At 34.2% G+C, this 26,022-nt stretch carries 26 protein-coding genes; 16 read left to right on the top strand and 10 right to left on the bottom strand.

Annotation, left to right across the window (positions count from 1 at the left end; translation table 11 throughout):
* Positions 1 to 248: 248 nt before the first annotated feature.
* From OZP08_RS18960 to dnaA, 5 genes are all read right to left on the bottom strand, one after another.
* A complete protein-coding gene (locus OZP08_RS18960) occupies positions 249 to 1,130 on the bottom strand; it encodes an SDR family oxidoreductase (RefSeq protein ID WP_268847615.1) in 882 nt (293 codons plus the stop codon).
* A 117-nt stretch (positions 1,131 to 1,247) separates the two neighbouring features.
* Complete coding sequence (locus OZP08_RS18955; RefSeq protein WP_281322599.1) at positions 1,248 to 2,375, bottom strand: methionine aminotransferase; 1,128 nt, start codon at positions 2,373 to 2,375, stop codon at positions 1,248 to 1,250.
* A 303-nt stretch (positions 2,376 to 2,678) separates the two neighbouring features.
* Entirely contained in the window at positions 2,679 to 3,401 is a 723-nt protein-coding gene (locus tag OZP08_RS18950) for an SAM-dependent methyltransferase (RefSeq protein WP_281322598.1), read from the bottom strand.
* Positions 3,402 to 3,507: 106 nt separating this feature from the next.
* The gene (locus tag OZP08_RS18945) at positions 3,508 to 3,975 is read right to left on the bottom strand and encodes a low molecular weight protein-tyrosine-phosphatase (RefSeq protein ID WP_281322597.1); all 468 of its coding nucleotides are present in this window, start codon (positions 3,973 to 3,975) and stop codon (positions 3,508 to 3,510) included.
* A 6-nt stretch (positions 3,976 to 3,981) separates the two neighbouring features.
* Entirely contained in the window at positions 3,982 to 5,409 is a 1,428-nt protein-coding gene (dnaA, locus tag OZP08_RS18940; RefSeq protein WP_281322596.1) for a chromosomal replication initiator protein DnaA, read from the bottom strand.
* Positions 5,410 to 5,593: 184 nt separating this feature from the next.
* Here dnaA and OZP08_RS18935 point away from each other — a divergent pair, with 184 nt between their 5' ends.
* The gene (locus OZP08_RS18935; protein WP_268847613.1) at positions 5,594 to 5,998 is read left to right on the top strand and encodes an acyl-CoA thioesterase; all 405 of its coding nucleotides are present in this window, start codon (positions 5,594 to 5,596) and stop codon (positions 5,996 to 5,998) included.
* Positions 5,999 to 6,028: 30 nt separating this feature from the next.
* Here OZP08_RS18935 and OZP08_RS18930 read toward each other — a convergent pair whose 3' ends face one another.
* The 3 genes from OZP08_RS18930 to ribD all read right to left on the bottom strand — a co-directional run bounded on the left by OZP08_RS18930 (position 6,029) and on the right by ribD (position 8,380).
* A complete protein-coding gene (locus OZP08_RS18930) occupies positions 6,029 to 6,658 on the bottom strand; it encodes an IMPACT family protein (RefSeq protein ID WP_281322595.1) in 630 nt (209 codons plus the stop codon).
* Positions 6,659 to 6,738: 80 nt separating this feature from the next.
* Positions 6,739 to 7,344, bottom strand: coding sequence for an HAD family hydrolase (locus OZP08_RS18925; protein ID WP_268847612.1), 606 nt, complete (start codon positions 7,342 to 7,344; stop codon positions 6,739 to 6,741).
* On the bottom strand, positions 7,337 to 8,380 hold the full coding sequence (gene ribD, locus OZP08_RS18920; protein ID WP_268847611.1) for a bifunctional diaminohydroxyphosphoribosylaminopyrimidine deaminase/5-amino-6-(5-phosphoribosylamino)uracil reductase RibD: 1,044 nt from the start codon (positions 8,378 to 8,380) through the stop codon (positions 7,337 to 7,339). Before ribD ends, OZP08_RS18925 begins: the two co-directional genes overlap by 8 nt.
* 119 nt (positions 8,381 to 8,499) lie before the next feature.
* On the opposite strand from ribD, the gene OZP08_RS18915 reads away from it, so the two are divergent.
* The 5 genes from OZP08_RS18915 (at position 8,500) to OZP08_RS18895 (ending at position 11,273) form a co-directional block, all read left to right on the top strand.
* Complete coding sequence (locus OZP08_RS18915; RefSeq protein ID WP_281322594.1) at positions 8,500 to 8,985, top strand: GNAT family N-acetyltransferase; 486 nt, start codon at positions 8,500 to 8,502, stop codon at positions 8,983 to 8,985.
* A 206-nt stretch (positions 8,986 to 9,191) separates the two neighbouring features.
* Positions 9,192 to 10,049: a peptide chain release factor N(5)-glutamine methyltransferase gene (prmC, locus tag OZP08_RS18910; protein ID WP_281322593.1), complete on the top strand. Its 858-nt coding sequence runs from the start codon at positions 9,192 to 9,194 to the stop codon at positions 10,047 to 10,049.
* A 254-nt stretch (positions 10,050 to 10,303) separates the two neighbouring features.
* A complete protein-coding gene (locus OZP08_RS18905; RefSeq protein ID WP_268847610.1) occupies positions 10,304 to 10,486 on the top strand; it encodes a hypothetical protein in 183 nt (60 codons plus the stop codon).
* 148 nt (positions 10,487 to 10,634) lie between these two features.
* Positions 10,635 to 10,844 carry an Eco57I restriction-modification methylase domain-containing protein gene (locus OZP08_RS19745; protein ID WP_432419624.1) on the top strand — a complete coding sequence of 70 codons (210 nt, stop codon included), beginning with the start codon at positions 10,635 to 10,637 and terminating at the stop codon, positions 10,842 to 10,844.
* Between the two features lie 195 nt (positions 10,845 to 11,039).
* Positions 11,040 to 11,273, top strand: coding sequence for a hypothetical protein (locus tag OZP08_RS18895; RefSeq protein ID WP_268847609.1), 234 nt, complete (start codon positions 11,040 to 11,042; stop codon positions 11,271 to 11,273).
* 188 nt (positions 11,274 to 11,461) lie between these two features.
* Here the strand turns inward: OZP08_RS18895 and OZP08_RS18890 are convergent, their stop codons facing one another.
* Positions 11,462 to 12,703 carry an ABC transporter permease gene (locus OZP08_RS18890; protein ID WP_281322592.1) on the bottom strand — a complete coding sequence of 414 codons (1,242 nt, stop codon included), beginning with the start codon at positions 12,701 to 12,703 and terminating at the stop codon, positions 11,462 to 11,464.
* Between the two features lie 338 nt (positions 12,704 to 13,041).
* On the opposite strand from OZP08_RS18890, the gene hisS reads away from it, so the two are divergent.
* The 10 genes from hisS to OZP08_RS18840 all read left to right on the top strand — a co-directional run bounded on the left by hisS (position 13,042) and on the right by OZP08_RS18840 (position 25,241).
* Complete coding sequence (gene hisS / locus OZP08_RS18885; protein ID WP_281322591.1) at positions 13,042 to 14,412, top strand: histidine--tRNA ligase; 1,371 nt, start codon at positions 13,042 to 13,044, stop codon at positions 14,410 to 14,412.
* Between the two features lie 375 nt (positions 14,413 to 14,787).
* Complete coding sequence (locus tag OZP08_RS18880) at positions 14,788 to 16,569, top strand: hypothetical protein (protein ID WP_281322590.1); 1,782 nt, start codon at positions 14,788 to 14,790, stop codon at positions 16,567 to 16,569.
* 12 nt (positions 16,570 to 16,581) lie between these two features.
* Positions 16,582 to 17,631 carry a ferritin-like domain-containing protein gene (locus tag OZP08_RS18875; protein ID WP_281322589.1) on the top strand — a complete coding sequence of 350 codons (1,050 nt, stop codon included), beginning with the start codon at positions 16,582 to 16,584 and terminating at the stop codon, positions 17,629 to 17,631.
* Between the two features lie 69 nt (positions 17,632 to 17,700).
* Positions 17,701 to 18,093, top strand: a complete 393-nt coding sequence (locus tag OZP08_RS18870; protein WP_281322588.1) for a VOC family protein — start codon at positions 17,701 to 17,703, stop codon at positions 18,091 to 18,093.
* 491 nt (positions 18,094 to 18,584) lie between these two features.
* Positions 18,585 to 19,448, top strand: a complete 864-nt coding sequence (locus tag OZP08_RS18865; RefSeq protein WP_281322587.1) for an EboA domain-containing protein — start codon at positions 18,585 to 18,587, stop codon at positions 19,446 to 19,448.
* A 3-nt stretch (positions 19,449 to 19,451) separates the two neighbouring features.
* On the top strand, positions 19,452 to 20,360 hold the full coding sequence (locus tag OZP08_RS18860; protein WP_281322586.1) for a TatD family hydrolase: 909 nt from the start codon (positions 19,452 to 19,454) through the stop codon (positions 20,358 to 20,360).
* Positions 20,361 to 21,257 carry a UbiA-like protein EboC gene (gene eboC / locus OZP08_RS18855; RefSeq protein WP_268847599.1) on the top strand — a complete coding sequence of 299 codons (897 nt, stop codon included), beginning with the start codon at positions 20,361 to 20,363 and terminating at the stop codon, positions 21,255 to 21,257.
* 17 nt (positions 21,258 to 21,274) lie between these two features.
* Positions 21,275 to 22,447: a 3-dehydroquinate synthase gene (locus OZP08_RS18850; protein WP_281322585.1), complete on the top strand. Its 1,173-nt coding sequence runs from the start codon at positions 21,275 to 21,277 to the stop codon at positions 22,445 to 22,447.
* Positions 22,441 to 23,697, top strand: a complete 1,257-nt coding sequence (eboE, locus tag OZP08_RS18845; RefSeq protein WP_281322584.1) for a metabolite traffic protein EboE — start codon at positions 22,441 to 22,443, stop codon at positions 23,695 to 23,697. Before OZP08_RS18850 ends, eboE begins: the two co-directional genes overlap by 7 nt.
* A gap of 119 nt (positions 23,698 to 23,816) precedes the next feature.
* Positions 23,817 to 25,241, top strand: a complete 1,425-nt coding sequence (locus OZP08_RS18840) for an alkaline phosphatase family protein (protein WP_281322583.1) — start codon at positions 23,817 to 23,819, stop codon at positions 25,239 to 25,241.
* Positions 25,242 to 25,248: 7 nt separating this feature from the next.
* Here OZP08_RS18840 and OZP08_RS18835 read toward each other — a convergent pair whose 3' ends face one another.
* Positions 25,249 to 25,941, bottom strand: coding sequence for a carboxylesterase family protein (locus tag OZP08_RS18835; RefSeq protein ID WP_281322582.1), 693 nt, complete (start codon positions 25,939 to 25,941; stop codon positions 25,249 to 25,251).
* Positions 25,942 to 26,022: the final 81 nt, after the last annotated feature.

The following is a 26,022-nucleotide window of genomic DNA, read 5'->3' as shown; positions in this document are numbered from 1 at the left end:
TTTCTAAATTTTGAACGGTAAAAATACAATTATTTATGGGTTTAGAAAATCTATTTTGTTAACAAAAACAAATAGTTTTTAGATGCTTCAATTAATCGTTGTAATACCGTTTGTTCTTTGTTTTTTAGCTGCTATTTTAGTCAAAAAAAGAGAACTGTATGAGTAGTTCTCTTTTGTATTTATTGCCAAAACTTTATTTTTTAACACTAACAATACTTGCTGAAACGGATCATTAATGCCGTAAATTGTTAGTTTCTTTTCTTTGCTTTTATCATCATTTCTAACTGATCCCAAAGTTCTTCTGGTATGGCTTCAAGTAAATTGAATTGCCCTGCACCTTTAAGCCATTCGCCTCCATCAATAACAATTACCTCTCCATTTACGTAGGCAGAAAAGTCTGAAACTAAATAAGCGGCTAAATTAGCTAACTCTTGATGATCACCAACTCTTTTTAGTGGTACTTTTTTGGACATATCAAATTTTTCGGCTAGATCGCCAGGTAATAATCTGTCCCAAGCTCCTTTGGTAGGGAATGGTCCAGGGGCGATTGCATTGGTACGAATACCGTATTTTGCCCATTCTACTGCAAGACTTCTTGTCATGGCAAGTACTCCTGCTTTTGCAGTGGCACTCGGAACAACATAAGCCGAACCTGTCCATGCATAAGTTGTAACAATATTTAGAACTGTTGCCGAAGTTTGTTTGGTGTCTATCCAATGTTTTCCAAAGGCTAGGGTGCAGTTTTTAGTTCCTTTTAGGACAATGTCGATTACTGTATCAAAGGCATTGGCTGATAAACGTTCTGTTGGTGAAATAAAATTACCTGCTGCATTGTTCAGTAAAACATCTACTTTTCCGAAAGCTTTCAATACTTCCTGTAGCATGTTTTCTACTTCTTCATAATGACGAACGTCACATTGTAGCGGTAAACAAGTGCCTCCAGTTTCGGTTTCTAACTCCTTTGCTGTGTTTTTTAGTTTTTCTAAATCCCGGGAAGTAATGGCTACTTGAGCGCCTAATTCTAAGAAATATTTGGTCATAGCTTTTCCTAAGCCACTTCCGCCTCCTGTAACTACTATTACTTTGCCTTTTAAAGCATCGTCTCTTAACATTTTATCGGTATAATTCATATCTTTTTATTTTTTGAATTGTAAATATATTAAATAAAATAGTATGCATGCATATAAAATTACTGAATTTCTGAGTTATTAAGAGTCTAAAGAAAAAAGAACTTAGCAACTTAGTATTTATACCCGACTCAATCGTCTGGCGGCTTCTTCTAAAGTATAATTATCTTTGGCGAAGCAAAAACGTATTAATTTTAAATCTTTTCCATCGGCATAAAAGGTAGAAATAGGAATTGCTGCAACGCCATATTCTGTAATTAATCGTTTACAAAAATCGACATCATTTTCGTTAGATATTTTAGCATAAGATACTACCTGGAAATAAGTTCCTTCACAAGGCATTAGTTCGAATTTGCTATTTTGTAATAGTGATCTAAAATAATTTCTTTTCTCTTGATAGAATGCACTGATTTCGTTTACGTCAACCAGATCTAAATACTCGGAAACAGCCATTTGACAAATACTGTTGACGCTAAAGACCAAAAATTGATGCACTTTTTTGATTTCTTTCATCAAGTATTCTGGAGCTACAAGATAACCTATTTTCCAGCCTGTAACATGAAAGGATTTTCCAAAAGAAGAAACCGTGATGCAACGGTTCAGTAATTTTGTTCGAGTATGAGTTGAAATGTGTTTTTGTTCGAAGGTGATGTATTCGTAAACTTCGTCTGAAAGTAATACTACATTTTGGTATTTTTCTAAAAGGGCTTCTAATTTCTCAAAATCGGATTCATTTAGAATTTTTCCTGTAGGATTGTGAGGATTATTAATAATGATCATTTTGGTTTTATCCGAAAATGCATTTGTAATGGTTTTCCAATTGGGAGTGTAGTCATCATTGAGAGCTACCCGTATTGGTTTTGCCTGACTTAATAGTATTGGGGCTTCATAGCAATCATAGCTTGGATCAAGAATAATGACTTCATCATCTGGCTGTAATAAAGCAAGCAATGTTGTAAATAGTGCTTGAGTGGCACCGGCTGTAACAAGTATTTCGCTATCGGGTAGAATGTCTCTGTTGTAAGATTTTTTTACCAATGTTGCAATTTTGGCTAACAAAGGGGGATAACCGGACATAGGAGTGTATTGATGTACGTCTTTTTGAGCCAGTTGAGAAACAATCTTGGTCAGTCTTTCGTCTACAGGAAAGTTTGGGAATCCTTGTGAAAGATTGATTGCGTTGTGTTCGGCAGCCATTTTAGACATAACCGTAAAAATACTTGTCGTTACATTTGGTAGTTTACTCATGCAATAAATGAATTTATTTAGGAGTATAAATGTAGTTGATTTATCTGTATTTTTTTCTTTTTAGGAATGTAAAAGAAGGAATTTTAATTCGATACTGAACTCAGAAAATCTTTATTGGTAGGCTGAAATAGGTCTATGAAAAATGATTTTTTGTGTTTGATAAGTGTTGTTGTGAGCTGCGTGAGGGGTAGGAGCAAGTTACCTTGTAACGCGGATGACCCGACAGCATCTCTATAAAAAGGGGTGTCGACGCAAAGAGAATTGTCCTTTTTATAGAGATGGTGGCACGCCCAAAATGGTTTTTTACATTTTATGGATGATGAAAATAGTAGGACGTTTGTGTAAATCGATGGTTTCTTTTTTCCAGGCAGAAATTTTCTTTGTTTTGATGTATTCTGTTGGTAAAGTGATATCAGCAGCAATACATAAATAGGTCTCAGGGTGTAATGTTTGGATTAAATCTTCCAGTAATTTATTGTTACGATAGGGAGTTTCTATAAAAATCTGAGATTGATTTTTTTCGAAAGATATTCGTTCTAAACTTTTGAAACTAGCTCTTTTTTCGTCTTTTTCAATAGGCAAATAACCGTGAAAAGTAAAACTTTGACCGTTCATTCCTGAGGCCATCATGGCTAATAATATAGAAGATGGACCAACGAGAGGAATAACTTGGATTCCTTTTTCGTGGGCTAATTTTACGATTACGGCACCAGGATCTGCTACTCCAGGGCATCCGGCTTCGCTCATAAGTCCCATGTCTTTACCTTCTAATAATGGTTTGATGAACTCTTGATGGTCTTTGGTTTCGGTGTGTTTATTAAGGACAAAAAGTTTTAATTCGGATTGTTTTTTGTCAGGATTAACCAGTTTTATCGATTTTCGGGCTGTTTTGTCATTTTCAACCACATAGTAATCAATTAGATCAATGCATCTTTTTATGGTTTGTGGTAATACATCCATAGGGTCACAATCGCCCATGGTAGTTGGGATTAAATATAATTTTCCAAAAAGAGGTGCTGGTTTCATAAGTATTACTTTCGGTTTTTAGAAATAAAATCTTTTAGCCGTTTAATAATGGTTTCGGGCTACTGTTTACCGTTATGGCAAAGTTATATAAAACTATTTAGCTTTTTTAAGAATGTTTTGCAATCAATCTTTGGGCAAGGATTTCGCAAGCTTCGTCTAGCATTTGGTATACCATATCGAAACCATTCGCCAAACCGTAGTATGGATCTGGGACATCTACATTCTCGTCTGGAAATATTTCATTTAGAATGAGTTGCACTTTGTTTTTTTGCAATTCGTTTGTGGCTAGATCAAGTACATCGCTATAATTGTTATTGTCCATAACAAAGATGTAATCAAAAGTATCAAAATCTGATCTTTTGAATTGTCTTCCTTTTTGATTAGAAATATTTAAGCCATTTTTTTTTGCGGTCGCTATAGAACGATTGTCTGGTGCGCGACCGATATGCCATGAGCCAGTTCCTGCTGAATCTACAAGAAATTTTCCTTTTGGCAGTTTAGAAGCTAATATGCCTTCGGCCAAAGGCGAGCGGCAGATGTTTCCTAAACAAACCATTAAAATTTTGACTGGCATGGGGGATTATAGCGTTAATTTGGAATTAATGTCTTCGACGTATTTCTTAAATTGCTTGTCGGTTGCTACTAAATTATCTACAGTCTTGCAGGCGTGAAGTACTGTTGCGTGATCACGATCTCCTATTTGTGAACCAATATTGGCCAATGAGGCTTTAGTGAATTTTTTAGCAAAAAACATAGCTAGTTGTCTAGCTTGTACAACATGTCTCTTTCTTGTTTTAGATTGTAGTGTTTCTATATCCAATTGGAAATAATCGGAAACAATTTTTTGAATGTAATCGATAGAGATTTCTCTTTTTACATTTTTTACGAATTTCTCTACTACACTTTTGGCTAGTTCGATCGTTACTTCTTTTTTGTTGAAAGAAGACTGTGCGATCAAAGATATAATTGCGCCTTCAAGTTCGCGAACATTCGATTTTATGTTACGAGCTACATATTCTATGATTTCGTTTGGAATCTCAACTCCATCACGATATAGGATATTTTTTAAGATAGAAATTCTGGTTTCATAATCCGGTTGGTGTAACTCGGCTGATAGTCCCCATTTGAAACGTGATAATAAACGTTGTTCGATATCTTGCATGTCAACAGGAGCCTTGTCTGAAGTTAGGATAACCTGTTTTCCATTTTGGTGTAAGTAGTTAAAAATGTGAAAAAACACATCTTGTGTTCCTGATTTTCCAGAAAGGAATTGAACGTCGTCAATGATTAAAACGTCTATTAATTGGTAGAAATGAATAAAATCATTTCTGTTATTTTTCTTAACCGAGTCAATATATTGTTGGGTGAAAATTTCGGCCGAAATATATAAAACGGTTTTTTCAGGATATTTGTCTTTTATTTCAACACCAATAGCGTGGGCTAAGTGTGTTTTTCCTAATCCAACCCCTCCAAAAATCAATAACGGATTAAAAGACGTACCGCCTGGTTTATTGGCAACAGCCATACCTGCAGAACGGGCTAATCTATTAGAATCTCCTTCAAGAAAATTATCAAAACTATAGTTGGCATTCAATTGTGATTCGATTTTTAAATTACGAATCCCAGGAATGATAAACGGGTTTTTTAATTCTGGATTTAGGTTTTTTAAAGGAGCATCAACCTCTTGTGGTTTCATTGGTCCTCTGTTGGCACTTGGCAATTGTTCCGTAAACGGTTGTTTGTTGCCATAAGTGTTTTCCATTTTAATTTTATAAAGTAACTTTGCGTTTTTGCCAAGTTCCTTGGTTAGGGCCACTTTTAGTAATTTTACATAGTGTTCTTCTAACCATTCGTAGAAAAATTTACTAGGTACTTGAATATATAATGCATTATCGGTAAGTTCAACTGATTTGATTGGCTCGAACCATGTCTTGTAAGCCTGATCTTGGATGTTGTCCTTTATAAAGGATAAACAGTTTTCCCATACTGATTGTGCAGTTTTGTTCATATTCTAGTTAAATTTTATCTTATTTGGGTACTTATAATCTTATTAAAAGAATGTGAATAATATTCTTTTTTCGGGATAACAAATATGTGAACAATTATCTGTAAAAAAAAATATTTTAGGTTATAATTTTTCGAAATATTGTTGTAAGGCGCTTTTTAAAATTCAAATTTTTAACACATAATTAATGAAAGATCATCAAATTCAAGTTCGTGTTCGTTACTCAGAAACAGACCAAATGGGGGTTGTTTATCACGGAAATTATATACCCTATTTTGAGATAGGAAGGGTCGAATGGCTTAGAAATAAAGGGATTTCATATAAAAGGATGGAAGAAAGTGGTATTGGACTTCCTATTGTAAATATGAATATCAATTATAAAAAATCGGCTGTGTATGATGAGCTATTAACAGTGCACACTGTTTTCAAAAGTCAGACGTCTGTGAAGATTGAATTTGATTGTGCGATTTATAATGAGGCAAAGGAGTTATTAACAACTGCTCAATTTATGTTGGTTTTTGTGTCCTTAAAAACGGGTCGACCAACCGCTCCTCCGGACTACATTTTGGAACTAATAAAAACTTTTGAATAATCGTCAAAAGAAACTCTTTTTAATGAGAATTTATAGTTTTATTATATCGATTTCAAATAAAGATTTAAAAATGTCGAATACTATTTCGGCATTTTTTTTTCTAGTTTTTATTACAATTTTGCCAATTGGTAAATTAGTGTCTTCGTTTATTTCCATTTCTTGGGAAACAATATCTACTTTTTTTTCTTTGATCACGCGCATGACTTTGTTCATGTTTTTATAATCAAACGAAATCTGGAAATGAATATCAATTGTTTTTTCGATAATTTCAGAAGCTTCCAAGGTGATTTGGGCTGATGTCTTGTAAGCCGAAATTAATCCGCCCACTCCCAATTTTACGCCTCCATAAATTCGGACAACCACAATTAGGATATTGGTAAGTCCAAAAGATTGTATCTGACCATATATTGGAGTTCCAGCAGTATTACTCGGTTCTCCATCATCGTTAGCTCTGTATTGAATGTTTTCAATACCTATTTGATAAGCATAACAGTAATGACAGGCGTGTGGATGTTGTTTTTTCAAGACTTCTATAATGGGTTTTACTTCTTCCTCAAATTCGATTGGAAAAGCGTAACCAAAAAATTTACTGTTTTTTTCTTTAAAAAGGGTTTCTTCTGAGGGAAGTGCAATGGTGTTATAGGTATCTTTCATTTTCAACAGGAAAATTCAATTTAAATATGTAGGAGGGTAATGAGTTTGATTTTTTTACTTTTCATAGCCATTGAATTCTATCATTGCTATTGAAGTATTTTTTTATCAAACAAATCAACCACATCTTCTTCTCCAACCTTGAGATTCCATACTTGAAAACCAAGTGCAGATGCAGCATCTGTATTTTCTTTTTTGTCGTCTATAAATAGGGTTTGCTTGGCTTGAAGACCATGATTGTCTAAAAGGTAATTGTAAAGTTCTGCATTGGGTTTTCTCATTCCAACTTCATATGAAAAGTACACTTTTTCAAAGCATTGGTAAAAAGCGCTATAAAAAGAAATTCCGGATTTTTGTTCAAAAGTTTCAATATGAATAGCATCTGTATTACTCAATAAAAACAATCTGTATTTTTTAGAAAGCATTTGAAGAAATTCCAAACGATACAAAGGGAAGTCAAGTAATATGGCATTCCAGGCTTTGGAAATATCTTCAATGGATGCATTGTTGGTATGTTTTTGAATACCGGCGAGGAAATCTTCTCCTGAAATAGTTCCCAATTCGTATTTTAGATTCAGTTGGTCTAAATCTTCATTCCATTCGGATACACCAAGATCTTTTAAAGCATCCGTAGTGGCTTGCTTGTCTAAGTTGATGAATACATCTCCAAAGTCAAAAATAATAGTATTAATCATGATTTCTAGCTATTATAAGTTCATCATCACTGATCCATTTTTTTTTGTAGATTGATTTAGAAATCTGAGGGGCATTTATTCCTTTTTCAAGCGTCAATTTTCCGGTAAATATTCGAGCTTCATCCCAAAGATTAGCATCGATAAAGGTTTGCAAAGTCTGAAGGCCACCTTCAATTATAACAGATTGAATTTGATGTTGAAATAAAATTTGAACAATTTGTGACGCTATATTTTGATTAAAATTAACTACCTCAAAGATAGTATTTTCTTTGTTGATAGCGTTTCCTGATTTTGTAAATACAATAGTTTTAATTTGATTGTCAAAAACTGTGTTTTCTTCGGGAATGCGATTGTTTTGGTCTAATACTAAACGGATAGGGTTGTTTCCGTACCAATCTCTCGCATTCAGTTTTGGGTCATCATCAATAACAGTTTGTGTTCCCACTAGTATGGCTTGTTCCTCGGTTCGCCATTTATGGACCAATTGTCTGGAATAGGTATTGGTAATCCAAACCGGTTTTTTTTCGAGTTTTTGAAGAGGGGCAATAAAACCATCTTGACTTTCTGCCCATTTTAAAACGATGTAAGGTCTTTTCTTTTGGTGAAAAGTAAAGAAACGTTTGTTAAGCTCATTACATTCGTTTTCGAGAATACCAATAGTAACATGAATTCCGGCTTCTATTAATTTTTTGATTCCGTTTCCAGCCACTTTGATGTTGGGATCAACGGTACCAATAACAACATTTGGAATTTTATTTTTTATAATCAAATCACAACAAGGAGGTGTTTTGCCAAAATGGCTACACGGCTCCAAGCTCACATAAATAGTTGCTTTTTGTAGTAATGATTTGTCTTGTACGGAGTTTACAGCATTGACCTCGGCGTGGGGTTCACCAGCTTTTTTATGCCAGCCTTCGCCTATGATTTTGTTATTATAGACAATGACGCTCCCAACCATAGGATTAGGATAGGTAGTGCCTAGTCCGTTTTGGGCTAGGGCTATGCAACGTCTCATGTATTTTTCATGTGTTTTCACTTTGCAAAAGTACTAATTTTGAAATTAGTCTAGAAGCTTCGGGATTAGTTTTGAAACATAGGATGTTTTACCATTTACAATCTCTATTTTTGTGTACTGAATTAACAATAGAGTGCTTTATGGATAATTGGATTATCAGAAAAATACAAAAAGAAGACAATCAGCAGGTTGCTGAATTAATACGATCTGTTTTTGACGAATTGAATATTCCAAAAGTAGGAACGGCTTATGAAGACCCATATCTTGATTTGATGTTTGAAGAATATAGTAAGGCAAAATCGGTTTATTATGTGGTAGAGAAAGAAGGACATATAATTGGTGGAGCAGGAGTGGCACCACTGGCAAATGAAGCTGATACTTTTTGTGAGTTACAAAAAATGTATTTCCTTCCGGAAACTCGCGGTAAGGGAATTGGCAGCCAAATGATGGAACAATGTTTGCAAAGTGCTCGCGATTTTGGTTTCGAAAAATGTTATCTGGAAACTATGCCATTTATGTTAGATGCCCAAAAGTTGTATAAAAAAGTAGGTTTCGAAAATATTTGCTCTCCAATGGGAAACACAGGACATACGAGCTGTCCGGTTTGGATGCTTAAAGATTTATGATTTTAGATTATTAGAATGTTCGATTATTAGAATGTTCGATTTTTAGATTTCTAATGAATAAGCATCGTTAAAGATTACTTTGCGACTCTGTGTCTTTGCGAGCAAAATTTCACGCAGAGTCGCAAAGTAGGAAAATATTAAAGTTTGTAAAAAAGAATTAATAACCGATTTTAAGGGAGACAACAAATCCTAAATTTGGAATAAAAATGAAAATAAAAGAATATAGAACCCAATTTATTGATGAACTTACTTCGATTTATGATGCAGGAGAAGCAGAGAGTTTTTTCTATTTGATATTAGAAGAAAAACAGCAATTAAAAAGAATAGATTTGGCTTTGCAGCCCGATTTGGTTTTCTCTGAGGAAGAGATCGAGGTTTGGAATTCGATTTTAGAACAATTGAAGCTGGAAATCCCGATTCAGTATTTGTTAGGGAAAACGAGTTTTTATGGATTGGATTTTGAGGTCAATGAAAATGTTTTGATACCAAGACCCGAAACTGAGGAATTGGTGGATTGGATAATTTCTAAAAATCGAACAATCGAACAATCGAGCAATCTAAAAATTCTGGACATCGGAACAGGAAGCGGATGTATTGCTATTTCGTTGGTAAAGAATCTTCCGAATGCTCAGGTTTTTGCGATTGATGTCTCTGAAAAAGCTTTGGCAACCGCCAAAAAAAATGCTGAACGTAACGAAGTGAGAGTTACTTTTATATCCCAAAATATTCTTGAGACATTAGATTTAGGACAAGAGTTTGATATTATTGTTTCGAATCCACCTTATGTAAGGAATCTAGAAAAAGAGGAAATCAAGAAAAATGTTTTAGACAATGAGCCTCATTTAGCACTTTTTGTTGAGGATAATGATGCTTTGATTTTTTATAGGAAAATAGCTGAATTAGCTCAGAAGAACTTATCAAATTCAGGACAATTGTATTTTGAAATCAATCAATATTTAGGGAAAGAAATGATTGCCTTATTAGAAGAGATGAATTTTGAGAATATTGAATTGAGAAAAGACATTTATGGAAATGACAGAATGATGAGAGGTTTACGATTGTAATATTCAATTCTCGTTTTATGTAGCCCGCTGCGCAAGGATCTCCTGATTCTTTGCGCTTTTTTTGCGATATTATTTAGGTTAATGTGTTTGTTTACAGGGTAATATGCGCAAAGAATAAGTGTGTTTACTCATAATGTAAAGTAGTTATAATCAGTACTTTAGGTAAGGTTATTCTTTCTTTGGTGTTTAACGATGTAAAGAATGTTTTTTTAGAGTTTCAAAATAATTATTAATCATTTCAAAAAATAAAAAAGATGAAAAAATTAAAAAATTTAAACTTAGGAAAAGAGTTGAGTAGAGTAGAGATGAAAAAAATAAATGGTGGTGATGGTTTCTGCGAATGTTATCCTGGACAATGTTTTTGTCGTAGGCTACACGATCAAAACCTTGGGTATATATGCGGTGACCCACGTTTGTGTACTGCGGGAAGTGTTTAATAAATTTTAATGATCAAGAAGTACTTATTTCTCGTTATACTAGGATCAGAACTTCTTTAAGTAAAAGGGGCGACTAGCATGTATGCTGGATTGCCCCTTGTTTTTATACAGTTACACCAACATTAGCTTTGGCAACAGCTAAAAAAAAATGCAGAACGCAATCAAGAGGAGTAGTTTTTATATCTCAAAGTATTTTGAAGCATTAGATCTAGGTCGAGAGTTTGATGTTATTGTTTCTAATCCGCCTTATGTAAGGAATTTAGAAAAAGTAGAAATTAAGAAAAATGTTTTGGATAATGAACCTCATTTAGGATTTTTTATTGAAGATAATGATGCTTTGATTTTTATAGAAAAGTAGCTGAATTCTTTGCGCTTTTTTATAATGTTATTTAAGGCAACATGTTTATTTATATGGTAATATGTGCAAAGAATAAGTGTGTATACTCATAATATAAAGCAATTACAATTGATATTTTAGTAGGGTTATTCTTTCTTTGTTGTTTATTGTACAAATCAAGTGCACGTGGTGAATTGATATTTAACGATGTAAAGAATGCTTTTTAAAGTTTCAAAAATAATTATTAATTATCTAAAAAATAAAAAGATGAAAAAATTAAAAAATTTACAACTTGGAAAAGAGTTGAGTAGAGGAGAAATGAAAAATTTAAATGGAGGTGGTCGTCCTCTTTGTGAATGTATGCCAGGGAAGTGTTATTGTTTTCCTCCAAACTCAAACGTTGGGATTTTATGTGGTGATCCTCGTTTATGTCAGATAGGAAATGAATAATAAATTATAATGACAGAGTAGTGCTTATTCATTGAGGTGCTTCTCGATTATATATAAGAATCCAACCTTAAGAAAAGAGGGCGACTGGCATGTATGCTGGGTTGCCCCTTTTTTATATGGTCACGTCTACAAGAATTTTAGCGAACTAAAGAAGAAAAATGTTTAGAAAACGATAGGATTTCTGAAATTTACTCGTATCGCAATGCCTCAATAGGGTCCAGATTTGCAGATTTAATGGCAGGATATAAACCAGAAACCAAGGCTACTATAAAACTGGTCACGAAGGCGGCCATGATCGCTCCCCACGGAATTACAAAAACAAAATCTATAGCGGTAGATATTCCATAACCAATAGATATTCCAAAAATTATCCCTACTAAACCGCCTAATTGTCCGATAAGTAATGTTTCTATAAAAAACTGAAAAGCAATAGTACTTTTCTTTGCTCCTAATGCTTTACGAACTCCAATTTCTCGGGTACGTTCGGTTACAGAAACAATCATGATATTCATTAAGGCAATAGAAGAACCCAGAATAGTGATGACCCCAATGAGCCAAGAGGCAAACCCTAAGTATTTTGTGATGCCAAGGATTCTGTTAATCAAGTCATCGCTTCGGACTATAGCAAAATTATTGTCTTTTACCGGGCTTAATTTTCGAACTCTACGCATGACACTATTGGCATTGTCGATGGCTTGATCCAGCAATTCTTTTTTGGAAACCATAACACTCATGGTGTAGTTTATGTTGGGAGCTGTAAACAAGGAACGAGCCACTTGTATGGGAATCAAAACTCTTAAATCTTGGCTTTTACCAAACGTAGATCCTTTTTCTTTTAGGATACCAATAACTTTAAACTTGGCACCACGAATCGAAATGATTTTTCCAATAGGATTCACATCTTTTAAAATTCCTTTTTCAAAATCAGAGCCCACGATACAAGAGAAGGAGTTGTTACTGATATCAAAATTGGTAAAATTCCTTCCAGAATTGGTTTCAAGACCAGAGTTAACTAAGAAATGCTCGTCTACACCCAGAACGCTTATTTGAGGATCCGTTTTTTGGGCTTCATATTTTACTTCGGCAGTTGTGGTTGCAGTAAATGAAAGCGAAGTTTCGGTCAAAGGATAGTTGTATTTTTTTTTGAAAGCGACAGCTTCAGGGTATGAAATGACCGGATTTATTATTTCGCGCTCTTCAGGACCGTGTCTGCGAGTAGTATTTTCGTATTGGTTAATGTTGAAAGTATTGGCACCCATCGAGGCAAAATCGGTCGATAAAGTGTTTTCCAGGGCTGATACAACAGTTAGAATTCCAACAAGAGCCGTAATTCCAATAGCAATAATCATTACTGTGAGTATCGTTCGTAACAGTTGAGTTCGGATAGAACCAAACGCAATTCGTATATTTTCTATAAATAGTTTTAGCATAATAATCGTTTGACTCGAAAGTACAAATTTTGTTACAATTATGATTTCAGAAAATAGTCTAATATCTTTTTCAGGAGCTTTATCCAGCTGTCCACAATATCTTTTATGCCGAACCCCGGCATAAAAGGATATTTGCTACCATCTGGGCTAGGGCATTTCATTATTAAAGAGCATTAAATTAAATCACAAATTTTTTAAACTTAATTATTTTAAAAGTAGGATATTTGCAGCTGGAAATTTAAAACGTAACAATTTAGGTTTTCTTAGTAAAATATGATTTTGGATAATATATAAATCTAAAATCTACAATCTACAATCTAAAATCTAGAATTAACAAAATGGCATCAAAACCAAGTATTCCAAAAGGAACCAGAGATTTTTCACCGGCTGAGGTGGCAAAAAGACAATACATTATCCAAATTATAAAAAGTAATTTTGAGAAATTTGGATTCCAACCTATAGAGACTCCTTCATTTGAAAATTCCGAAACCTTAATGGGAAAATACGGAGAAGAAGGCGATCGATTGATTTTTAAAATATTGAATTCAGGAGATTTTTTGTCAAAAGCAAATGCTACTCATTTAGAGAATAAAGACAGTATTAAGTTGACTTCCAGTATCTCGGAAAAAGCATTGCGTTACGATCTAACAGTACCGTTTGCGCGTTATGTGGTGCAACACCAAAACGAAATCGAGTTCCCTTTTAAAAGATACCAAATACAACCCGTTTGGCGTGCTGATCGCCCACAGAAAGGACGTTTCAGAGAATTTTTTCAATGTGATGCGGATGTGGTAGGGTCTAAATCCTTATGGCAAGAAGTAGAGTTGGTGCAATTATATGATTCAGTTTTTACCGCTTTGGGATTGGAAGGTGTAACAATCAAAATCAATAATAGAAAAATACTTTCAGGAATTGCAGAAGTTATTGGCGCATCCGATAAATTGATTGATTTTACTGTGGCTTTAGATAAGCTCGATAAAATAGGCGAGGATGGAGTAAAAAAGGAAATGATCGAAAAAGGAATTTCCGAAGAAGCGATTGCCAAAGTGCAGCCTTTATTTAATTTCACTGGAACAATTTCGGAAAAAATCGAAAAACTTTCGCAACTTTTAGCCGCTTCAGAGGAAGGAATGAAAGGGGTAGAGGAACTACGTTTTATTTGCGATAATGTGATAAATCTAGGTTTGAGTACAGCAATTTTAGATCTGGATGTAACATTGGCCAGAGGATTAAATTATTATACAGGCGCTATTTTTGAAGTGGCACCGCCAAAAGCAGTTGCCATGGGATCTATCGGCGGCGGCGGAAGATATGATGATCTTACCGGAATTTTTGGTTTAAAAAATATGAGTGGAGTAGGGATTTCTTTTGGACTTGACCGAATTTATTTGGTAGTCGAAGAGTTAGGTTTATTTCCAGAAACAGTTACCTCAACATCTAAAGCATTATTCATTAACTACGGAGAGAAAGAAGCTTTTTATTCTATGAAAGCAATCAAGGAATTGCGTTCAGCAGGAATAAAAGTAGAATTATACCCTGATAATGCCAAACTGGCCAAACAGTTTCAGCATGCAGATAAACGCTTTATTCCTTTTGCAGTAATTGTAGGAGGAGAAGAAATGGAAGCGAACCAATATAGTTTGAAAGATTTGACTTCTGGAGAACAAAGAAAAGTGGGACTCGACGAATTAAAAGAAATTTTAAAATAACACCCCAAAAGTTTAAACAAGTTTATAATCAAATTTGATAATGATGAGCTCGATATTGTATCGGGCTCATTTTTTTTGAATTAGATTTTTCTTCCATTGTTGTAATAAATGATTATATAGTTCTATTTTTTTTAATCATATGGCATATGGATATAATTAGAATGTGATATTAAGTGAAAATAAATAGGAGGTTATAAATGTGTTAACATCTTAAATATTCTAAAAAACAGGTATTTATACCTAGATTTTCAAATATTTAAAAAATTAGATTTGGTTTCTAATAATGCTATAAAGAAGATTTTTACAAAAATTAAATTTCAAATAGTAGCTTTTATTGGATAACCATGAAATAATTATAAATTAAAAATTATAAAGATGTCATATTTAAACACTCCACGACTTACCTTTTCAGGACAGTTTCAAGCCGATCCATCAACGGTTAATAATGATCCAACACATTATAACAATGAAACATTTCAACCGGAATATCAAAACTACCAGACAGCTGATGCAGCAAATGGTTGGTGGAATCCTGATGGTACGGGGAACTGGCGATTTATAGGTTGTAAAATAACAAGCGTGACCTATCAGGATGGAACCAGTACTAATGATCCATTGTTAGACCCAATTATTGGTATGTCAATAATGGATACTGATAGTCGCACCGCTGCCAAAATTGTAGACTTAGATACCCAACAACAAATGGTGTCTGAACTTTGGGGACTTATTGTAAGGATTGTAAGTAATGACGGAAATACACTTCTGAAAGGAGATTATGAGGTAGCGGCATTCAGTAATATTTGGTTCACGAGATCGATTGATAAGACTCATGATGCAGCTGCGGGAGCTACTTATCAGTCAATTATCAAGAATCTTAATTGGAATTTTGGAGTATCGAATTCACGATACCTAAATGAACTAAAAAGCGTAAGTTCTGATCAGTTGTCAATACAGTTTACTCTAGATAGATATAATGGCAATAATACATCTCCTCAATTTACATTTGGTAGAATTGTGGGTTCAATAGGGCCATCAAGTAATAAAGAACCAAAACATTTTGTGTTAGGCAGACAATTATTCCCAAGTACACTTCCACAGAATTTGCAACCAGGACAAGTACAAACTTGTAATTATGCTACTGCATTGGTAGATGAAAAACTAAAACAAGTGGTCCTTGATTTTGGAAATGCACTGCAATTTAAAACAGGAGGTCTGGTAAATGAAACAAGAAATTTGCATCTGGTTATAAATAACAGTAGTTCAGCTTCACCAAGCTATGTAGATATAGGAAAAATAGATTATTCGGCTCCAGATTGGTATATGGGGACATCCGGTATATGTACTTTTGATCTTTCTGATGAACAATTAGACCTAGCAAATCAATACCCACTTGCCATTGTGGCATTGGTAACTACACCTAATGATGTTTTTACAATACAAACTACCACCACGTATAGCTATGTTTATAATGAGTCAGCTGAGTATGCATGTGCTGATAAATTTGTATTCCGTTTAGATCCAAAAGATAAATGTACAGTTCATTTTTATGCTACTAATCTCGGAAAAGCACTATCTAACGTAAAAATTCAATTCCAAGATGATACTGCAAATTTACTTGGACCACCACCACCAGTAATGGGTGTACCTAAAATCGCTTATTTTTCGGAAAAAAAGCCAGTCGAAATTACGACAGATGTAAATGGAAAAGCAAAGCTTCAGTTTAAAGCTCCAGATCCTGGAAATCCTAGAGGATATATCGATGGGCAAGTATATGCCATTTCTTATTTTTTAAGCACGCAAACTTTTGCTTATTGCAATCAATCGAATTATATCAGTACTCAGATTTATTCTGGTGCTCCAGAAACAGACATGGTACCTGATTGGGATAACTTTATCCAGCCTATCATGCAGCAATATGCAAATTTGTATCCCTTGATGTCAAAAGGAGTTTTTAATCTGGCAGACAAGACGGTGTTTGAAAATAATGCTCAAATATTAAAATTGGTTTTTAGCAAAGATCGCCATGATCCTAATTATATGCCTGCTACCAGAGACTTGTCAGGATATAAAAGAGCTGTTATTTTAGACTACCTACAAGGAGTTATTGATAAACAAGCGGAAATTACAGAAGAAAGCACAGCATATAAAAGTATCTAAAAAAATATAGTTATGATATTACTTAATACAATAAAAATTGAAACCCTTGCAGATCTAAAAAACGCTTTACAAACAGCAATCGAATTAGAGCATGCAACAATTCCGCCTTATTTAACGGCAAATTTTACACTTTTCAATACGGGAAATGATCAAATATCTAACTTAATAGGTTCAGTAGTTGGAGAAGAAATGCTTCACTTATCTATTGCCTGTAATATTTTGAACGCTATTGGAGGAAGTCCAGTGTTGAACAAACCAGGTTTTATTCCAACATATCCAGGGGTATTGCCAGGTGGTGTAGAAAACGGATTGCAAGTGCCATTGAAAAAATTCTCTTTGGAGCTTGTATATGATGTTTTTATGACAATTGAAGAGCCAGAAAACCCAGTTGAGATAAAAAGCCTTTTAGTAAGTTCTGATGTCTTGACTATTGGAGAATTTTATGCCAACATAAAAAATATTATCACTTCGCTTGAAGCCGAAGCTCAGGCCGATGGCAAAACAATTTTCACAGGTAATCCGAAGCGTCAAATGACTTTTGAGGATTTTTATCCATCCTCATTATTGTTTCCTATCATAGATGAGGAAACAGCTTTAAGAGGTATAGATATTATTATTGATCAAGGAGAAGGAACAACAACAGATCCATTTGTTTCACCTATTGATGATGACGACCATAGAGAATTGGCACATTATTATCGTTTTGAGGAAATTTATAAAGGTAAAACAATACAAAAAAATCCTTCTGGCGGATATATGTATGGAGAACCTCTAATTCCTTTTCTTCCGGAATTAGTTCCAAATATGTGGCCAAATCCTAAGATGAACGATTATCCTAAGGATTCTCAGGCATACATTAACAGCAAGCTTTTTAATTATAACTATACTTCGTTGTTAAATAGTTTGCATAAAACTTTTAATGGGGAACCTCATCAAATTAATGCAGCAATGGGAATCATGTTTTCTTTAAGATTATATGCGCTTAAATTGCTAGCTATTCCAGATCCAAATAATCCAGGTTATGTGGCAGGACCAAGTTTTGAATACGTTACTGGGGAATAATTTGTTTTGCAAAAAGTTATAAAAACCAAAATGAAATTTAAGTCTAAGGGGATTATTATTAAACTATCTGTGAGCGATATACTTAAATCCAAAAAATTCTATGAGAAAATTCTAGGATTTAATACAGATGATAGGTATACGCTCAATTCAGGTGGGAATTATGGAGCAGATTCCTTTATGCAATTATATTTAGGCCCAAAGGATAGAAGTATTTGTACTTTGGGCTTATATAAAGATATTGATAAACCCTTTAACCCATTACCTCAAACAGGAACGACTCCTACTTTTGTCGTAAACGATATAGAAGCAACACTAGATTATTTTAGAAGTGAAAAAGTAGTAATTGATGAGATAGATGGTCAAATCATTATCTCTAATACATCAGATAAAGGATATACAGATCACTTTTTCTTTTTCCGGGATCCTGATAATAATTCTTTGGTCATTCGGCAAGATATTTAGGCTTGATGCTCAAAATAAAGCAATTGGACGTAACACTATAGTTTATGCCAATAATGAAAGCATAACCTTTTGTTAAGAATTAGTTGTAATATTTAGTTGTAAGTTTTTTTTAATATTGATGTAAGAATGTTCGATCGGACTAAAGCTTTGTTCTATTGTCAATTAAGTTTGAAATATTCTTTTATTATGAATCTAAGATTCAATATTTATTAATTCTGTATTTAAAATGTATGAATATTGCGTTTTTAATAATGAAAGAAAAAGAAGTTTAAAATTATTTTTACATTACAACTTTTCTTATATTTTTGCAAAACACTAAACATGTATTGATTTTAAGAAATAAAATTGAAACAATGTAAGTGGGCTGCTAGAAATAGAGATATCGATTCGGATTTACTCGGCAAATTATAGATCTGTTTTTTTATAATTTATTTTGAATCAAATAGATCAATCTTAACTCTGTTTTGTGCTTAATTATAAAATTTAAGAAAATGTTGGAAACTTCAATTAAAACAAATTCAAAGAAAATATTGTATCCAATAATTCAGAGCAAACTTTCGAGTTCTGAATTAAATTGGCTTGAAAGTGTTCTCTCATTCGAAAATGAGGCTCTGTTTTTTCAGGCTTTTGGATTGATCTCCAGACGCATTTCATCAACTATTCCAGAATGGACAACGCAAGAAAAAGAGTCACTAGAACAACTATATCCTAGTTTTACAAAGAGTAGTTGGGACCTGCAACAGCTTTGTCGCAGTTTGTTAATGATCCACATTCCAATAGACCAAAACGAGGAAGTACTAAAAAAAATAGCCGAAATGGCAGATATAAAAGAACTTATCTGTTTGTATAAAGGATTGTTTTTTTTAGAGAATGCTCAGGATTTTGTTTCACTGGTTCAAGAAGGAATCAGAACCAATATGGTTGCTGTTTTTGATGCGATTGCATTAGAAAACCCATTTGCTGCAGAACATTTACCGGTTGATGCATGGAATCAATTGGTTCTAAAAGCCGTTTTTATGGGGCGCCCACTTTATCGAATTGTCGATTTAGATCTACGTAAAAACGAAAAACTTGCCCTAATAGTACATGATTATATTCACGAACGCTGGTCTGCAGGAAGATTAGTTACGCCCGAAATTTGGCGATTGGTTGCCGGATATGTAAATCAAGACATAGCATCAGATTTATTCAATGCTATAAATTCAGGAGATAGTTTAACCCAGCAAGCTGCTATAAAAGTCCTAAAAGACAGTTCATTTTATAATCAAGATACATTTCAAACCGAAGTAACACTAAATAGTGAAACTTCATGGGAAGAAATAGGAGAGCAACATTATTCACAATCAAATTTTTAGTTTATGTATTATATAGATCCGCACATTCACATGGTTTCCAGAACCACTGATGATTACCAAGCTATGCGTGCCGCAGGAGTTGTGGCTGTTATTGAACCTGCTTTTTGGCTAGGGCAAGCCCGAACAGAAGCATCATCTTTCAAAGATTATTTCAGCACCCTAGTGGGCTGGGAAAGATTTAGAGCCTCCCAATTCGGAATTAAACATTATTGTACAATAGGTTTAAACTCAAAAGAAGCAAACAATGAAGCTCTGGCAGAAAAGGTAATGGAGTTATTGCCTTTGTTTGCAGCGAAAGAAGGAGTGGTTGCTATTGGGGAAATTGGTTATGATGATCAAACTCCAGCTGAGGATAAGTATTTTAGATTACAGATTGAGCTGGCATTGAAATTTAATTTGCCAGTGATGGTTCATACTCCGCATAGAGATAAAAAAAATGGAACCATTAGAAGTATGGATGTGTTAGAAGAGCACGGAATTGCCCCTCATATGGTAGTTATAGACCATAATAACGAAGAAACAGCTAAGCACGTTTTGGATAGAGGGTACTGGGCCGCTTTTACGATTTATCCTAATACCAAAATGGGGAATGAACGTATGGTTGAGGTTGTGAAACAATATGGATCTGAAAGGATTATTGTTGATAGTTCAGCCGATTGGGGAGTTAGTGATCCTTTATCTGTTCCTAAAACAGCAGCTTTAATGCTCGAAAGAGGCATAGCCAAAGAAGATGTTCATTTGACATGTTATAAAAACGCATTAACCGCCTATTCTCAGAGCGGACAAATGAGCGAGGAAGATTGGAAAAGCGAAATGACAATTACACAAGATTCATTATTTGAAGGAAACGGTATATTGAGAGGACAAGAAGCTCAAGAAATTGTATATCCTAATATTATTATCGAAAACTAAATGTCTAAGAAAATATTTTATTTGCTTACCCTATTGCGCCCTGCTAATATCATTACAGCTGTATCTGATATTATAGCAGGTGTTGCTATTTCGGGAGTTCTGGTTTTCAATACAGCAAGTAATTATTTTATACTTGATTTAGTGTTACTCATATTATCTACTATTGGTTTATATGGAGGAGGAATTGTATTTAATGATATTTTTGATTTGGAAGCGGATACCATTAACCGCCCAGAGAGAATACTGCCTCGTGGTTTAGTGAGTAAAAATGAGGCTCTGTTGCTAGGATCTACAATGCTGTTAATGGGAATTGGAGTAGCTTTTGCAGTATCAGTACTTAGTGGTATTTTGGCACTTATTATTAGTCTGCTGGCACTTAGTTATGATAAAATAAGTAAGCATTATTCAGTTGCAGGACCTTTAAATATGGGACTTTGTCGAGGAGGAAATTTACTCTTGGGAATGAGTATTATTAATGATGCAGTTGCTAATTATTGGTACATTGGGATTATCCCTATTATATTCATAGCAGCCATAACGCTAACAGCAAAAAAAGAAGCGTTTGGAAATAATAAATCAGCGATACTTCTTGCGCTCATGTTAGATGCAATTGTAGTAGCCTTGTTTTTTTACATAGGCTACATAATTGGATTTAGATTTTGGGTTTTATTACCTTTTTTACTTTTTTGGTATGGCATTAATTTTTTCGCTAAATACAAGGCCTTCATTTACAATCAGCCTATATATATTCAAAAAGCTGTAAAAACAGGAGTGCTGTCACTAATTCCACTTAATGCAAGTTATGTGGCAGGTTCAGCAGGATTGTTTTATGCTTTGCCAGTTCTCGCTTTATTACCATTATCTATTTTATTGGCCAAAAAATTTGCGGTCACTTGATTATACCCCCACAAAAAATGAAACACCAACACATACTTCAACAAAATTTTCAAGTCTCATTTAATTATGATATTATTTTTAGTCGTTCCATATTTGATGTTAGCAATACATCACTTATAGAGGTGATTAAAAAGGAACCTTTTTTTCAGCAACCCAAAGTAGCAATTGTAATTGATAAAGGGGTTGTAGATTGTACAGACCAATTGGTCACAAACATTATTAGTTATTTTGAATATCATCAATTTATAGTTACTGAGACTAATTTTCTTGTAGTAGAAGGAGGGGAAGTAGTTAAGAATAATCCAAATCATATTGAAGAGGTTTTAGAACTAATCAACAATAACAAAATAGACAGACATTCGTTTCTTATAGCCATTGGTGGCGGAGCGGTACTCGATGCTGTAGGATATGCGGCAGCTATAGCCCATCGAGGTGTACGTTTAATTAGGATACCAACAACGGTTTTGTCACAAAATGACTCAGGGGTTGGGGTTAAAAACAGCATGAATTATTTTGGAAAGAAAAATTTCCTGGGAACATTCGCACCTCCTTATGCAGTACTCAACGATTCTGATTTTTTAAAAACACTTAGTCAGCGCGATTGGAGATCGGGTATTTCTGAAGCTATAAAAGTAGCGCTTATCAAAGATGTTGCCTTTTTTGATTGGATAGAAAGTAATACTCAATTACTCAATAATAGAGATACTGAGATTATGGAAGAGCTAATCATTCGTTGCGCAGCCTTACATACCCATCATATTTCTAAAGAAGGAGATCCTTTCGAAAAGGGTTCATCTCGTCCGTTAGATTTCGGACATTGGGCTGCACATAAATTGGAGCAACTCACTAATTATGAAGTTACACACGGAGAGGCAGTAGCAATTGGTATAGCACTTGATGTTACATATTCTTTTTTATCAAAAAAAATTGATGAGTATAGTTTAAATCGAGTTTTAAACTGTTTTATCGCATTAGGGTTTTCTATAACTCATCCTATGCTTACTATAAAACTAGATGAGGTTATAAAAGGTTTGGATGAATTTAGGGAACATCTGGGAGGACAACTTACTATTATGTTATTAAGAGAGATTGGCAAAGGTGAAGAAGTGCATTTTCTCGATAACACACAAATAGCTGATTCAATTCAACATATTACTTCGTTTCACCATTTAAATACCGCAATATGCTAATTAGTCAAAATGGTCATTTAAGTTATTGCACCAATATTCATGCTGGTGAATCATGGGAGGCTGTTTTTAAAAATATAGTGGACTATTGTGTCCCTATCAAAAAAAAAGTATCCCCTTATGAGCCTTTTGGTATAGGTTTGCGTCTTTCGCATCAAGCTGCCACCGAACTATTGCAAGATGGTAACTTATTGATGTTTAAAGTTTGGCTCCTGCAAAATGAGATGTATGTATTTACTATAAATGGATTTCCGTATGGCAATTTTCATGATGAAGCTGTAAAAGATAAAGTCCATTTACCAGACTGGACAAGTAACGAGAGATTGAGTTATACCCAGTTACTTTTTACGATTCTATGTGAACTCTTGCCATCTGACATGGAAGGTGGTATTTCAACTTCTCCGCTTTCGTATAAACATTGGCATAGAACAGAGGAAGAGCTTAATCAAGTGAAACAAACCGCAACAAAAAAGCTTGTATATTTAGTTGCTCAGTTAGTGAAATTCCACGAGACTAGGGGTAAAAAAATGCATTTGAATATTGAACCGGAGCCTGATGGAGTAATTGAAAATAGCGATGAATATATCGCTTTCTTTGAGGAGTATTTGCTTCAAGAAGGAGCTTCATTGTTAGCTTCTACTCTTATGTGCAGTAATTCGCAGGCACAAGAATACATGCGCACTCATATACAACTTTGTTACGATGTTTGTCATTTTGCAGTTGGCTTTGAAAAAAGTGAAGAGGTATTGCAAAAAATGGAAAAACATGGCTTGAAGATTGGAAAATTACAAATTAGTGCAGCCCTTAAATGCAAAGCTTCGGATACAGTCTCAATTGCTGATCAACAACAGCATTTGCGCATTTTTGATGAGCCTACCTATCTGCATCAGGTGGTAATAAAAACAATTGGTGGGGAGTTGCTGAAATTTGATGATTTAGGTAAAGGTATAGAGGCTATGAATTGTATTGACTTCGAGGAGCTTCGTACGCATTTTCACGTTCCAATATTTGTTGAAGATTTCCAACTATTGCAGTCTACCCAAAATGAAATTATTAGTGTTCTGGAAAGTTGGTGTAAAAAAGAGTTTACCAAACATTTGGAAATAGAAACCTATACATGGCAGGTATTACCTTCTCATTTGCAAACGGATTTGGTAGAATCTATAGAAAGAGAATTAGAGTGGGTTATGAATACAATAGCCAACGAAACATTTAAAAAAAATAGTTATTCAGCCATAGGGAATAGGGGATAAAAAAATAAAAATGTCGAGACTATGTAAAAGTACTCTCAATTAAATTGTTCTCAAAAACTATTTATGATTTAATAATTATCTGAATTGATACTTTAAAAGTACACAACAATATTAAAACCATGCAACAAACAGCCGTCATTAATGTAGTAGGACTTACAACTACTTTACTTCAAAATCCAGATTTATTTTTGCATCAATGGCTTAAAAAAAACGGACATTTAAGTATTATTGAGCCTGTATTACCGGCTCTTACCTGTTCAGCCCAAACAACTTACTTAACAGGTAAATGGCCTTCTGAGCATGGTATTGTAGGTAACGGTTGGTATGATAGAGAGGATGCCGAAGTAAAGATGTGGAAGCAATCAAATAAGCTGATACAATCTCCAAGAATATGGGATTTAGCAAAAAAGATTGATCCAACTTTTACTTGTGCCAATTTATTTTGGTGGTATAACATGTATTCAGATGCTGATTTTACAGTTACTCCTCGTCCACAGTATTGGGCTGACGGACAAAAAAAGCCGGATTCATATTCAAAACCTGCTGAGTTGCGTGATCGCTTACAGGACAAACTTGGTGTATTTCCGCTTTTTGATTTTTGGGGACCAAAAACAACCATTCTTTCCAGTCAATGGATTGCAGAGGCATCAAAGTTGGTTTATGAATGGCATAATCCCACGCTCAACTTAATTTATTTACCTCATTTGGATTATTGTTGTCAAAAATTTGAGCCCGGATCATCAAAAATCGATGCAGAAGTAAAAGCTATTGATCAAGTCTGTAAAAATTTGATTGAGTATTTTGAAAGTAAAGGAGTGCAACCTATTGTTTTATCTGAATATGGGATTACTAAATCTACTAATCCAATCCACATCAATAGATTTCTTCGTATTCACGGCTATTTACAGATTAGAGAAGAACGAGGGTTAGAATTATTAGATACAGGAGAGTGTAAAGCTTTTGCATTAGCAGATCATCAGGTAGCTCATGTATATGTAAAAGAAAAGAGTGATCTTTCTGAACTCAAAAAATTGCTGGAAAAAGTGCCTGGAGTAGCAATGGTGTTGGATGATGAAGGAAAAAAAGAGTATAATCTTAATCACAAACGAGCAGGTGATCTTGTTCTTGTATCAGAACAAGATAGCTGGTTTACCTATTATTATTGGTTAGATGATAGCAAAGCACCTGATTTTGCCCGTACTGTAGAAATTCATAAAAAACCGGGTTATGACCCTGTAGAGCTGTTTTTAGATCCTAAAAAGAAGTTTATTTTACCACGCATTGTGCTAAAATTAATTAGAAAAAAGCTAGGATTTCGTACCCTTATGAATGTTATTCCATTAGATGCTACATTGGTCAGTGGTTCCCATGGATGCATCCCAAAAAGCGATGGAGATAAACCTGTATTTATAGGTAAAGCAGCTATAGCAGACAAAATAGAAAGCAACTTAGTATGTCAGTACATATTGAATACTGTTTTTAAAAATCACAAAAGTGAATTAGTAAAAGAGGAACAGCTTTCAAAAATGAGTGATACTATTTGATAGTATTTTATGGAATGAATTTACATTGATTCAGCATCCAGTTATAGATTTTATCTTCTCTAAAATAATTTTCTACACTACCATGATTACCACCTTTAACAATAGTAAAAGTGAGGTTGGCATCTGGTTTACAAGTCTGAATGGCTTTGACCATTTTTTTGGATTCTGAAATTGGGACAATAAAGTCTTTGTTTCCATGAATAACCCATAATGGAACTGTTGCTAGATTACAAGCTTCTTTTGGATTTCCGCCTCCGCAAATAGCTACTGCTGCAGTAATTTTATCGGGATATTTACCAGCGAAATCAAAAGTACCATATCCTCCTAAACTCATTCCGCATACGTATACCCTAGATAAATCGGTATTGTAGTTGCTTTGTACGTATTCTAAAAGTTTTAAAAGTTTATCCGGATTCCAAGGTCCTGAAGACACTTGCGGAGCAATTACAATGGCAGGTATTTCTTTTCCTCTTTCGATTGCTCGGATTACACCGTAGCGTTTTACCCGGTTCAAATTAGTGCCGGATAAGCTTTTTCCGTGTAAAAATAGAATAACTGGTGCTTTTTTATCTAATACATCCTGATTAGGAAGATTAATCCAGAAAGGGTAATCGGTTTGGTCTGTGATGGCTTTTAATTGTGCTTGTGCAGTTGGAATTGTGCAAAGGATAAGTAGGTAAAATAGAATATAAAAACGCATTAATTTGGGGGTATTTTTTTGATTTGGGTTCGCAAATTAAGTTTTTATAATCGATGATGCCTAATTTTTTATGTACAAAGC

The sequence above is a fragment of the Flavobacterium aestivum genome (genome assembly GCF_026870175.2).
Classification (GTDB): Bacteria; Bacteroidota; Bacteroidia; order Flavobacteriales; family Flavobacteriaceae; genus Flavobacterium; species Flavobacterium aestivum.
The sequence above is the reverse complement of the archived record's forward strand: the minus strand, read 5'-3'. Positions and strand labels throughout refer to the sequence as shown.

What these genes read in the sequence shown, in the direction of transcription:
- OZP08_RS18835 (WP_281322582.1), bottom strand. Translation starts at nt 25,941, where the DNA reads ATGCGTTTTTATATTCTATTTTACCTACTTATCCTTTGCACAATTCCA.
- eboC (WP_268847599.1), top strand. Translation starts at nt 20,361, where the DNA reads ATGTCTAAGAAAATATTTTATTTGCTTACCCTATTGCGCCCTGCTAAT.
- OZP08_RS18935 (WP_268847613.1), top strand. Translation starts at nt 5,594, where the DNA reads ATGAAAGATCATCAAATTCAAGTTCGTGTTCGTTACTCAGAAACAGAC.
- OZP08_RS18865 (WP_281322587.1), top strand. Translation starts at nt 18,585, where the DNA reads ATGTTGGAAACTTCAATTAAAACAAATTCAAAGAAAATATTGTATCCA.
- OZP08_RS18850 (WP_281322585.1), top strand. Translation starts at nt 21,275, where the DNA reads ATGAAACACCAACACATACTTCAACAAAATTTTCAAGTCTCATTTAAT.
- OZP08_RS18895 (WP_268847609.1), top strand. Translation starts at nt 11,040, where the DNA reads ATGCTTTTTAAAGTTTCAAAAATAATTATTAATTATCTAAAAAATAAA.
- OZP08_RS18925 (WP_268847612.1), bottom strand. Translation starts at nt 7,344, where the DNA reads ATGATTAATACTATTATTTTTGACTTTGGAGATGTATTCATCAACTTA.
- dnaA (WP_281322596.1), bottom strand. Translation starts at nt 5,409, where the DNA reads ATGAACAAAACTGCACAATCAGTATGGGAAAACTGTTTATCCTTTATA.
- OZP08_RS18875 (WP_281322589.1), top strand. Translation starts at nt 16,582, where the DNA reads ATGATATTACTTAATACAATAAAAATTGAAACCCTTGCAGATCTAAAA.
- hisS (WP_281322591.1), top strand. Translation starts at nt 13,042, where the DNA reads ATGGCATCAAAACCAAGTATTCCAAAAGGAACCAGAGATTTTTCACCG.
- OZP08_RS18915 (WP_281322594.1), top strand. Translation starts at nt 8,500, where the DNA reads ATGGATAATTGGATTATCAGAAAAATACAAAAAGAAGACAATCAGCAG.
- OZP08_RS18945 (WP_281322597.1), bottom strand. Translation starts at nt 3,975, where the DNA reads ATGCCAGTCAAAATTTTAATGGTTTGTTTAGGAAACATCTGCCGCTCG.
- OZP08_RS18840 (WP_281322583.1), top strand. Translation starts at nt 23,817, where the DNA reads ATGCAACAAACAGCCGTCATTAATGTAGTAGGACTTACAACTACTTTA.
- OZP08_RS18905 (WP_268847610.1), top strand. Translation starts at nt 10,304, where the DNA reads ATGAAAAAATTAAAAAATTTAAACTTAGGAAAAGAGTTGAGTAGAGTA.
- OZP08_RS18955 (WP_281322599.1), bottom strand. Translation starts at nt 2,375, where the DNA reads ATGAGTAAACTACCAAATGTAACGACAAGTATTTTTACGGTTATGTCT.
- OZP08_RS18890 (WP_281322592.1), bottom strand. Translation starts at nt 12,703, where the DNA reads ATGCTAAAACTATTTATAGAAAATATACGAATTGCGTTTGGTTCTATC.
- OZP08_RS19745 (WP_432419624.1), top strand. Translation starts at nt 10,635, where the DNA reads ATGCAGAACGCAATCAAGAGGAGTAGTTTTTATATCTCAAAGTATTTT.
- OZP08_RS18880 (WP_281322590.1), top strand. Translation starts at nt 14,788, where the DNA reads ATGTCATATTTAAACACTCCACGACTTACCTTTTCAGGACAGTTTCAA.
- prmC (WP_281322593.1), top strand. Translation starts at nt 9,192, where the DNA reads ATGAAAATAAAAGAATATAGAACCCAATTTATTGATGAACTTACTTCG.
- eboE (WP_281322584.1), top strand. Translation starts at nt 22,441, where the DNA reads ATGCTAATTAGTCAAAATGGTCATTTAAGTTATTGCACCAATATTCAT.
- OZP08_RS18960 (WP_268847615.1), bottom strand. Translation starts at nt 1,130, where the DNA reads ATGAATTATACCGATAAAATGTTAAGAGACGATGCTTTAAAAGGCAAA.
- OZP08_RS18950 (WP_281322598.1), bottom strand. Translation starts at nt 3,401, where the DNA reads ATGAAACCAGCACCTCTTTTTGGAAAATTATATTTAATCCCAACTACC.
- OZP08_RS18860 (WP_281322586.1), top strand. Translation starts at nt 19,452, where the DNA reads ATGTATTATATAGATCCGCACATTCACATGGTTTCCAGAACCACTGAT.